18 protein-coding genes are annotated in these 8531 nt (G+C 32.5%); all 18 read left to right on the forward strand.

Annotated elements, in window-relative coordinates; genetic code table 11:
* Nucleotides 1-458: 458 nt before the first annotated feature.
* The 18 genes from LCM23_RS12985 to LCM23_RS13070 all read left to right on the forward strand — a co-directional run bounded on the left by LCM23_RS12985 (nt 459) and on the right by LCM23_RS13070 (nt 8522).
* On the forward strand, nt 459-839 hold the full coding sequence (locus tag LCM23_RS12985) for a hypothetical protein (RefSeq protein WP_224937344.1): 381 nt from the start codon (nt 459-461) through the stop codon (nt 837-839).
* 25 nt (nt 840-864) lie between these two features.
* Nucleotides 865-1044 (forward strand): hypothetical protein, encoded by a 180-nt coding sequence (locus LCM23_RS12990; RefSeq protein ID WP_224937345.1) that lies wholly within the window; start codon nt 865-867, stop codon nt 1042-1044.
* 60 nt (nt 1045-1104) lie between these two features.
* On the forward strand, nt 1105-1563 hold the full coding sequence (locus tag LCM23_RS12995) for a hypothetical protein (protein ID WP_224937346.1): 459 nt from the start codon (nt 1105-1107) through the stop codon (nt 1561-1563).
* Nucleotides 1564-1610: 47 nt separating this feature from the next.
* Nucleotides 1611-1970 (forward strand): hypothetical protein, encoded by a 360-nt coding sequence (locus tag LCM23_RS13000; protein ID WP_224937347.1) that lies wholly within the window; start codon nt 1611-1613, stop codon nt 1968-1970.
* Between the two features lie 28 nt (nt 1971-1998).
* Nucleotides 1999-2358: a BC1872 family protein gene (locus LCM23_RS13005; protein WP_224937348.1), complete on the forward strand. Its 360-nt coding sequence runs from the start codon at nt 1999-2001 to the stop codon at nt 2356-2358.
* Between the two features lie 121 nt (nt 2359-2479).
* Nucleotides 2480-2734 (forward strand): hypothetical protein, encoded by a 255-nt coding sequence (locus LCM23_RS13010; RefSeq protein WP_224937349.1) that lies wholly within the window; start codon nt 2480-2482, stop codon nt 2732-2734.
* 33 nt (nt 2735-2767) lie between these two features.
* Nucleotides 2768-2899 carry an IDEAL domain-containing protein gene (locus tag LCM23_RS26180; RefSeq protein ID WP_224937350.1) on the forward strand — a complete coding sequence of 44 codons (132 nt, stop codon included), beginning with the start codon at nt 2768-2770 and terminating at the stop codon, nt 2897-2899.
* Between the two features lie 57 nt (nt 2900-2956).
* Nucleotides 2957-3208: a sporulation protein Cse60 gene (locus LCM23_RS13020; protein ID WP_224937351.1), complete on the forward strand. Its 252-nt coding sequence runs from the start codon at nt 2957-2959 to the stop codon at nt 3206-3208.
* 38 nt (nt 3209-3246) lie between these two features.
* Nucleotides 3247-3429, forward strand: coding sequence for a hypothetical protein (locus LCM23_RS13025; protein WP_224937352.1), 183 nt, complete (start codon nt 3247-3249; stop codon nt 3427-3429).
* A 9-nt stretch (nt 3430-3438) separates the two neighbouring features.
* Nucleotides 3439-3870, forward strand: a complete 432-nt coding sequence (locus tag LCM23_RS13030; protein WP_224937353.1) for a hypothetical protein — start codon at nt 3439-3441, stop codon at nt 3868-3870.
* 12 nt (nt 3871-3882) lie between these two features.
* Entirely contained in the window at nt 3883-4083 is a 201-nt protein-coding gene (locus LCM23_RS13035; protein ID WP_224937354.1) for a hypothetical protein, read from the forward strand.
* A gap of 29 nt (nt 4084-4112) precedes the next feature.
* Nucleotides 4113-4412 (forward strand): hypothetical protein, encoded by a 300-nt coding sequence (locus LCM23_RS13040; RefSeq protein ID WP_224937355.1) that lies wholly within the window; start codon nt 4113-4115, stop codon nt 4410-4412.
* A gap of 34 nt (nt 4413-4446) precedes the next feature.
* Nucleotides 4447-4803, forward strand: a complete 357-nt coding sequence (locus LCM23_RS13045; protein ID WP_224937356.1) for a hypothetical protein — start codon at nt 4447-4449, stop codon at nt 4801-4803.
* 16 nt (nt 4804-4819) lie between these two features.
* Entirely contained in the window at nt 4820-5536 is a 717-nt protein-coding gene (locus LCM23_RS13050; RefSeq protein WP_224937357.1) for a metallophosphoesterase family protein, read from the forward strand.
* A 90-nt stretch (nt 5537-5626) separates the two neighbouring features.
* On the forward strand, nt 5627-5977 hold the full coding sequence (locus LCM23_RS13055; RefSeq protein ID WP_224937358.1) for a hypothetical protein: 351 nt from the start codon (nt 5627-5629) through the stop codon (nt 5975-5977).
* A gap of 64 nt (nt 5978-6041) precedes the next feature.
* On the forward strand, nt 6042-6944 hold the full coding sequence (locus tag LCM23_RS13060) for a hypothetical protein (RefSeq protein ID WP_224937359.1): 903 nt from the start codon (nt 6042-6044) through the stop codon (nt 6942-6944).
* A 70-nt stretch (nt 6945-7014) separates the two neighbouring features.
* Entirely contained in the window at nt 7015-7983 is a 969-nt protein-coding gene (locus LCM23_RS13065; RefSeq protein WP_224937360.1) for an ATP-binding protein, read from the forward strand.
* A gap of 65 nt (nt 7984-8048) precedes the next feature.
* Nucleotides 8049-8522, forward strand: coding sequence for a hypothetical protein (locus LCM23_RS13070; protein WP_224937361.1), 474 nt, complete (start codon nt 8049-8051; stop codon nt 8520-8522).
* The last annotated feature ends 9 nt before the right edge of the window (nt 8523-8531 follow it).

Consider the following 8531-nt stretch of genomic DNA (forward strand, 5'->3'; position numbering starts at 1 on the left):
CAGTCTTTTATTAAAAATAAACACATATAATTAAACTGATTTTGCATTAAGTTTCCTACCGACAGCTAGGAAAAATCCTAGCTAAGCCGATTGATTTTCTTGTTAATCTTGACCATAAAACTAATGAGAATGGAACTAAAGATACTGGAAAGGACAGCACTTCCAACACCCATCCACATAAGAGAAACCAGTTTCTTTTTGTATGCAGGAAACATAAGACACATCCTTTCTAAATTAAGGTTGCCAATTTTATTGCAAATTATGTAAATACGTAGTAACGAACGTGCCTGAGATAAAGTGATCAAGAAAAGCAAAAAGAAGAGCCCAGGCAGTGGCTCTTCGAAGAAATGATAAAAAAGAGAAATTCATCGTATCCACTATATAATATGAGAATTTCGACTGAATGAATAGGCAGATTAATCAACACAAGAATTATTAAGTTTACTAGGAGGTTATAAATGAGAATTTTAGAGTATAAAAACTTACCTGAATTAGTGGGTAAAACAATTGCTTTTACTCATATAGCACAATTCGCAGAAAATGTAACAATTGCAACAGAAGACGGATGCGTAGTTGTAATTACTCAAGATGTAGACGAAGACTTTGGAGAAGCAAAGCAAACAAGAGTGCTTTTTGAACCGCACGCCAGGAGATACATTGAAAATCACAAATTTTTAAGAAGTGAATTAGGTAAGCTTGGAATTTTTAATATTGAAGTATACAAGAAAGAACAAGAAGAATTGGAACGTAAAAGAAGAGAAAAGCTTCGAATAAAGAAAGAAAAAGATGAACGTGAGCTTTTTGAAAAGCTAAAAGCTAAGTATGAAACAAAAGAGTAAAGGGATTTCCTAAGGAGGGGAAATGATGGACGGTAAAGATTATAAGGTTAAATGGTACGCAAGAGGGATGGACTTTAATTACAGTGGCACAAGAAAAGTATGGGCTTACGGCACAGAAGATGCAAAAGAACGTGTTATAACGCGAGTGTCAAAAGAAATGTGTTTATCGAAGTCTTTAATCAACATTGAATCGATAGAACAATAACTGCACATCACGAAGATGTTATGCAACTGGATAAGCAATATGTAAATCAGGGGTGAGTATATGGGGTTTGTAGTGAAAATAATTCCTCAAGATCATACGGATATAGAAGGATTTTACGCAGGAAACATAGTCAAGTATAGCAATGAGGGTGTAACTGTTCCCACACATACAGATGATTTAAGTTTGGCAAAAGTGTATAAACGAAGAAAAAACGCTGAAAATGCTTTGAATAAAATTTTAAAGGAATGTACTTTTGTAACAGAGTGTGAAGTAGAAGAAATAATTTCGGATGATGTAGTTAAATGTTGCCGTCATGCTTGTGGAAAACCTTTAACAGATAAAATGGACATTGAATATAGTCAAGAGTTAGGGGAATACTTCTGTTCTGTCAGATGTGCAGAGGACTATTATTTTGACTATATGAGAAGTATCCCATTAGAAAATATCATTGAAGAGACAGAAGTTGTATATTTTAAAAATGGAAAATTGTATCAAAAAGATTTGTATAACAAAAATTAAAGCAACAAAATGATAGATGAGTTGATTAAAAAGGAGGCTTGTAACCAATGGAACATAACGAAATGGTTAAATTTATGAAAGAGTTCGGCATTGATATATTGAATAGGTTCGATGAATTAATTATAGATGAAAAAACTAACACTTATGCATATATAGGCGGATGCGAAGATTTCGATGATGTTAAAACAAGGGTTGTATTTTCATTATGTCGCCCCATCAGTAAGGGGTTAGGCGAAAAGGATGCTGATCGCTTACTTGAACGGTTTAATAAATACTTCGGCAAGAATTTAACAAAGGATGACATGTTATTGATGTACCAAAAATTATGCTATCCATCAAAAATAGGCGTGTTTAAAGATTTTATAAAGCGTGATTTTCCATTAGATGAGTTAAAAAGGGCAGTTTAATAGATCAGTTGATTAGGAGGGAAAGAGGATGGATCAAATTAAGATTGACAGTCTGATTGCTGAAAAGATTATGAAGTGGAAAGTCTATAATTACGAAAATACTGGTACATGTGAAGCAGAAGACGAGGAAGGAAACATTGTGATTATAGGCAAAGAGTTTTCTCCTTTATCCAGTATTCAAGATGCTTGGAAGGTAGTAAGTATATTGTCTGTTGATTATGGTGTTAAAGTTTATGAAGATTTAGGCGCTCCTTGTGAATGCTCATTGCATCATTTTAGTGAGGAACCGACTTTCTTCAGTGAAGCAGATACTGTTCCGATAGCAGTTTGTTTGGCTGCACTAAAAACGGTTGGCATTGATGCGGAACATTTATTAAACACAAGGTAGGAGGAGTTAATTTGAATAAAGATTCCCTTCACCAAGCATTTATTTTAGCAATAATGATTTTGATGTTTGTGGTCGCGGTAGTTTTAGTAGCAAGAGGAATCATTTGAAAGGAGGAGTTAATTTGGAGAAAAGGGCAAAGAAGATATTAGCAAATTTGAAAATGTTCATAGATGGTGACGAATGTCTTGAGGTTAATTATTCTGATGTTTTGGAAGTGGAAGAGCTTATTGAGAAACAGCAGAAGGAAATAGAGCTTCTTAAACGTTCCTATGTCAATCTGGGTATTAAACGAGACAACCAACTTAACGAAGCACAGAAAGAAATTAATAGACTAGAAAGACAGCTAGAAAAATCTCATTACTCCAGATATCATTAAACAAATTTAAGAATTATAAAAGAGGAGAAAAAAATGAATAATAATCACCTTAAAAAAATAGTAAGCACTAAACAGAGAGACTTGTTGAACATGGTAGATTTAGCCTTGAGTACCAATGACAAAAAGTGGTTCATGGAACTTACTGAGAAAATGAAGCAAGTTTAATAATAATAAAATATGCATTTTATTTGAAAATAAATACATATAATAAGGTGGTAGAATATGATTAAAACTAAAAAAATAACTGCTACTCATACAAACTATGGAAGATCCGATGGAAAATACATACCTTTAGATGAGAATATTAATCTTTTTCTTAAAGAAAATAATATTGATGATTTTCACTTAGTTGATATTAAATATGCTCCAGTCGGTTTCTTTCAAGGAGGAAATGGCGAAGGCCAGCTAGAAGGTTCTGCATTAATTATTTATAAAGATTATAGCGATTATATCTATCAAGGCACAGTGCATTAATGGATGAAGCTTAACTTTTATTAGGAGGAATGATCTGAATGACACTTAGTGATCACATTGAGGCTTGGTTAGAGGAACAGGAGAAAGCAGGAAAGACTAGGGACGAAATTCATAATACTCATTTTGCGTATAAAGATTGCATTGCGGTAATTAAAAAATCAGGGAGAAAAGACTATAAACTTGAGTTTTATATGCAACAAAAAGCAGTGTTTTTTAAATAAGATTAGGGAGTGACTGATATATACAAATTTACAATGCCAATTGGAGATTGGTCAAATGATGGACACGGAAAATGTGATTACTATTACATAAATTCAAATAAATCTGTAGAGGAAGTTAGGGAAACCCACTTTCAATTATTAGAAAAGACTGGTATAGATATTGAGCAAATCTGCAGCGAGTATGAAGATTCTTCAATAAGTATAGAGCTCTTCAATAGTTTGGTTGACTTAGGGATTAATATAGATAGATTTGATTTACCTTATAAAGGTAATGTAGGTATTTCATCGGAAAACATGTGTTATTTGTGGATATTTTTATTAATGAAAACCGATGAAAACCTAAAATTAGAAATTGAAGATACTCCAGAAATGCTACCGTTTTACGGTTATGACGATAAGAAAAGACACATAGGCTTTGTGGGATATGGCTGCTTTAATTAGGGGGGTAAAAAAATGAAAAACTTGATAATACGAATCATTTTTAAGTCTGGTCGAATTACAGAAATCAATAGTAAGGATTTTTACCAAGGACAATTTAGGCAATGGATTGATAGAAACTTTATAAAAAATTCCCATGAAACTTATGGATGGGTAGTGTGGGATGATTGTTTGATAAATGTTAGCGAGATTGAAAAAGTAGAGGAAGTAAAATAAGACGAATGATTTATAGGAGGAGATTAACAATGAAAACTTATTCAAACGCTACTGCTTTAGCAGAATTATGGAATGAGAAAAAAGCTTATGGAGTTAATGCTAAAGCTTTATTAAAAGGTATTAAAGCTGCAACTAAAGTAAAAAAGACTAAGAAAAACCCAGATGGAATAAAGTTAGGAGAAGTAACTTTAGTAATGCCAGAAGAATTTATTGGAACAGAATTAAAAGATACGTATGGTGGCGATGATATGTGGCTGATGTTTAAAATTAAAAAGGAAGACTGGAATAATAAGTTGAACGAATTGAAAGATAGAGAATTGAATAGCTAATAGAAAACTAGAATTCTATGAGAGGTGATATAAGATGAAACATTTACAAAGTGACAGTTATAAAGGCTATAAAATTGATATATATGGGAAGTTTAAAAGTAATTATTGTACCTGGGATTATGGGAATACTGATGTTGTAATTTTAGAATATAAAGTAACATCACCAAGTGGTCAATATGTGATGATAAGTGAGCGCCAAAAAAGAATAGCAATGAAAGAGAAAGGATTTAAATTTTTATTTATTAAATTTCCACCTTCTGAAACTTTAGAGGAGACTGTACATCGCATCTTGGATGATATAATTATAAAGTTTAAAAAACAGATAGACATTAAAATTACTGAGAAAGAAATGACAGACGGACTGCTAAGCAGCCTTAAGAAGGTAGAATAGATTTTAATAAAATGAGGTGATTATAATTAACGCTGCATTTGTTGTAAGTGATATCCATGGTCAGATAACTCAATTTAAAAATATATTAGAAAATTGGGATAGAGAGAAACAGATGTTATTTATCTTAGGTGATTTAATTGATCGAGGTGAGGACTCTTTAGCTGTAGTTCGAGAGGTCATGAAGCTTAAGAAATTATATGGTAAGCAAATTGTAGTTCTTAAAGGGAATCACGAAGATATGTTGCTTACATTTTTAGATAATCCTACATATGAAACAGGTAATCATTTTTTCATGAATGGTGGAAATACAACTGCAATGGATTTTACATCTGATGAGCACTTAATGTTCAGAAGTTATCAAGAAAGAGCTGAACTAATGAAGGAAAGAACAGATGAAATTGATTTTATTAGATCGTTCAAAGATTATTATGAGTTTGGTGATGTATTGTTTGTGCATGGCGGCATAGATCCTTATATTGAAAATTGGAGAAATACTCAACCTCATAAGTTTTACTGGTCTAGAGGTTGGTGGAATTATTCTAATAGAACTGGTAAAACAATCGTATATGGCCATACTCCCACACAAACAGTGTACGAAGATAAAAGTAATGAGATTTGGATTGACAGTAAAAATAAGTATATAAATATTGATGGTGGAGCTGTTTTTGGAGGACAGTTAAATGCTATTGTAATTGATAAATCAGGAGAAATACTTAGTCTAAATACAGCTTGAAAAAATTTTAATTGAAAATAAATTAATATATTGACATTAAATGAATGATAGTTTAATATAATCACATAGCCAATTAAAGGAGGTGAGGATTTGAAGTTACTCAAGGTTACGGACAAAGCGAAAGAGAAATACAAATCACAAACAAAAGGGAATCAGGATACAAGTGATGATCAAGTAATTAAGAAACTAACACGAAATGTAATCCTGGTGAAAGAGACAGCACCAGATAGAATCAGCTGGGGTTGGAAAGGTATTATATACAGCTATGGTAGCTTAGATATTATCGTAAGGTTTGGAACAGTAGTTGACGTTCAGAACAAAGTAGGGAAGTTCACACATTGGAAAACACCTAAGTATAGATACATGGATTTAAATAAGAGATTAGGAATTACAGATTGCAAGTTTAAAAACAAGAAGAAAAAGTTTAAAAGGGTAAAGTAAATTAAGATAAAATTACTATTTTAATTGAAAATAAATTAATATAAATAAATGGAGGAATGCGCATATGTCAGAACAAAACACTTTAAGGGAAGCTTACAATAACGTTGAGATTGAAGGAGTATTATTGGAGGTTCGACATCAAGAGTGGAAGAGTAAAGAAGGGTTAAATATTGAACTAGATATCGAAGTTGCAGAAAATGAAATACATACTGTTTCAGGAATGTCAAAATATAAAAAAGCCGATGGATCAGAAAATGGAATCGCTAAAGGCTATAAAACAATTATTGATGAATATAAATCAGTTGCTTCACATGGAAGAGAAGAGGCTGACAAGGTTCGAGTAAATCAGGGGAAAGTTGGAGTAAATGAATATTATGGTCAAGATGGTAAGTTAAAGTCATTCCCACAATTAACTTCGAATTTCTTTAACAGAGTTTCACCTGGTGAAGAATATGCACCTAAAGCGGAATTTGAAGTTGAAGTTTTTGTTAAATCGACATCACCTGAGATTAAAAACGATGAAGAAACTGGTCGCCTTAAACTAGAAGGGATTATCCCATTATACGGTGGTAAAGTAATTCCGTTTAGTTTTGTAGTAAATGAAGAAGGAGCAGATTATGTTGATTCTAACTATGAAGCAGGTGATACAGCTAAAGTTTATGGAGATATTATCAACTTCAAAGAGAAGGTAACAGTAATGGAGAAAGCTGCATTTGGAAAGGATAAAGAGAAAGTTACATACAAAACTTTAAGAGAGTATCTTATTACAGGTGGTGTTGATCCATATGATGAGGAAAATGCAAACTCTTATAAAGTTGACTCAATTAAGCAAGCAATGGTTGAAAGAGAAACATATTTAGCGGAATTAAAAAATCAATCTCAACAACCTAAAGCAGAAGAGAAAAAAGGATTCGGTAAAAAGTCTTCTGATGCACCAGCTAAAAAGAAAATTGAATTACCGTTTTAATTGAAAATAAACACATAATAGTAAATATAAATCGAAATTTTAAATATAAGCAATTGGAGGAAATACATATATGTCAGTATTAGATATTTTTAGTCCACAGATTTCAGTTGTAGCACATGGCTTAGAAGGAAAGGTTATTACTGTTTATGGTGGTAATAACCTTGGAAAAACTAAACAAGCAACGAGGATGAAAAAGCCATTATATTTACCATTTGAAAAAGGCCTGAACGCAATTGCAGGTGTACCATTTATGCCAATTAATAGTTGGGCAGATTTCAAGAAAGTTAACAAACAGTTAACTAAACAATCTGAAAAAGCAAGAGAAGCTTATCAAACTATCATTATTGATGAAGTTGATGCATTTGCGAAATATGCGACTAGATATGTTTGTAATCAATATGGAGTAAATAGAATTAAAGATGGAAATGATGGATACGGTTTATGGACAGAGTATGAAACTGAGCTATGGGAAGAGATCAATAAACTACTAGGTGTAGGCTACACTGTCGTGTTCATTGCACACGCTAAAGAGGACAAGGAAGGTAAAATCCATCTTAAAGGTGACAAGCGTGCGGTGGCTCCTGTAATTGATAATAGTGATATTGTTGCTTACCTACATACAAACGGAGTAGACGAAAATGGAGATGTGATTAAATCCAGCGCATATTTAGCGGAAACTGAGCATTTCTTCGCTCGTAGTCGTTTTGATTATATTGCTACTAAAATTGATGAGTATACAGCAGAAAACCTGGAAGCGGCAATTGTAGATGCAATTAAAAAGCAAGAGGAGATTGAAGGGATTCAAACAGTAACTTTTGACGAACAGAAAAAAGTTTACGCTTCAGAAGAGTTAGATTTCGATAAGATTATGGAAGAAATTGATGAAATCGGTAACCAACTTGTAGAACAGGAGAGAGTTGAAGAATTAGTGGATGTGGTTGAACAGCATTTAGGCAAGGGTAAAAAGGTATCAGAATGTACAAAACATCAAGTTGATGTAGTCTCAATTATTTTAGATGACTTAAAAGATTTACTTTAAATGAATAAGTTTAATATTGGGAATAGGCGTGTCTTATTCCCTTCTTCTATAAGTGAGGTGAAGCTATGGGCAGACAAGTAAAATGTCCATATTGTGAAAGAAAACTAGATAAAGATGAGTCTTATGAATACAAAAAACGTTATTATCATGTGGAATGTTTTGAAGAATGGAATCAAGAAAAAACACACAGAGAAGAATTATTAAGCTATGTATGTAACTTATATAAGATGGATGCTCCAACAGGTATGATGTTGAAACAGATTAAGGATTTTCAAACGGATTATAAATACAAATTAAAAGGCATGGAATTAGCACTGAGATACTTTCATGACACTTTAGGAAATAGTGTTGTTGAAGGTGCTGGAATAGGCATCATACCATTCGTTTATGAGGATGCAAAGAAACATTATATTCAATTGTCAAAGGTAGAAGAGAGTGTGGAAAATACTACTCCTAAGAAAACAAGAGTTGTTGAAGTCCAATCACCTACTTTTAACTACACATCAAAAATACACAAAATAGATATTACTTCATTGTAGGAGAGGTGA

Origin of the sequence: Cytobacillus kochii (genome assembly GCF_020171845.1) — a bacterium.
GTDB classification, from domain to species: domain Bacteria; phylum Bacillota; class Bacilli; order Bacillales; family Cytobacillaceae; genus Cytobacillus; species Cytobacillus kochii.

Excerpts from the sequence above, each read along its gene's own strand:
- LCM23_RS13020 (WP_224937351.1), top strand. The coding sequence starts at position 2,957 with ATGATTAAAACTAAAAAAATAACTGCTACTCATACAAACTATGGAAGA.
- LCM23_RS13070 (WP_224937361.1), top strand. The coding sequence starts at position 8,049 with ATGGGCAGACAAGTAAAATGTCCATATTGTGAAAGAAAACTAGATAAA.
- LCM23_RS26180 (WP_224937350.1), top strand. The coding sequence starts at position 2,768 with ATGAATAATAATCACCTTAAAAAAATAGTAAGCACTAAACAGAGAGAC.
- LCM23_RS13035 (WP_224937354.1), top strand. The coding sequence starts at position 3,883 with ATGAAAAACTTGATAATACGAATCATTTTTAAGTCTGGTCGAATTACA.
- LCM23_RS13040 (WP_224937355.1), top strand. The coding sequence starts at position 4,113 with ATGAAAACTTATTCAAACGCTACTGCTTTAGCAGAATTATGGAATGAG.
- LCM23_RS13060 (WP_224937359.1), top strand. The coding sequence starts at position 6,042 with ATGTCAGAACAAAACACTTTAAGGGAAGCTTACAATAACGTTGAGATT.
- LCM23_RS13045 (WP_224937356.1), top strand. The coding sequence starts at position 4,447 with ATGAAACATTTACAAAGTGACAGTTATAAAGGCTATAAAATTGATATA.
- LCM23_RS13005 (WP_224937348.1), top strand. The coding sequence starts at position 1,999 with ATGGATCAAATTAAGATTGACAGTCTGATTGCTGAAAAGATTATGAAG.
- LCM23_RS13065 (WP_224937360.1), top strand. The coding sequence starts at position 7,015 with ATGTCAGTATTAGATATTTTTAGTCCACAGATTTCAGTTGTAGCACAT.
- LCM23_RS12985 (WP_224937344.1), top strand. The coding sequence starts at position 459 with ATGAGAATTTTAGAGTATAAAAACTTACCTGAATTAGTGGGTAAAACA.
- LCM23_RS13025 (WP_224937352.1), top strand. The coding sequence starts at position 3,247 with ATGACACTTAGTGATCACATTGAGGCTTGGTTAGAGGAACAGGAGAAA.
- LCM23_RS12995 (WP_224937346.1), top strand. The coding sequence starts at position 1,105 with ATGGGGTTTGTAGTGAAAATAATTCCTCAAGATCATACGGATATAGAA.
- LCM23_RS13000 (WP_224937347.1), top strand. The coding sequence starts at position 1,611 with ATGGAACATAACGAAATGGTTAAATTTATGAAAGAGTTCGGCATTGAT.
- LCM23_RS12990 (WP_224937345.1), top strand. The coding sequence starts at position 865 with ATGGACGGTAAAGATTATAAGGTTAAATGGTACGCAAGAGGGATGGAC.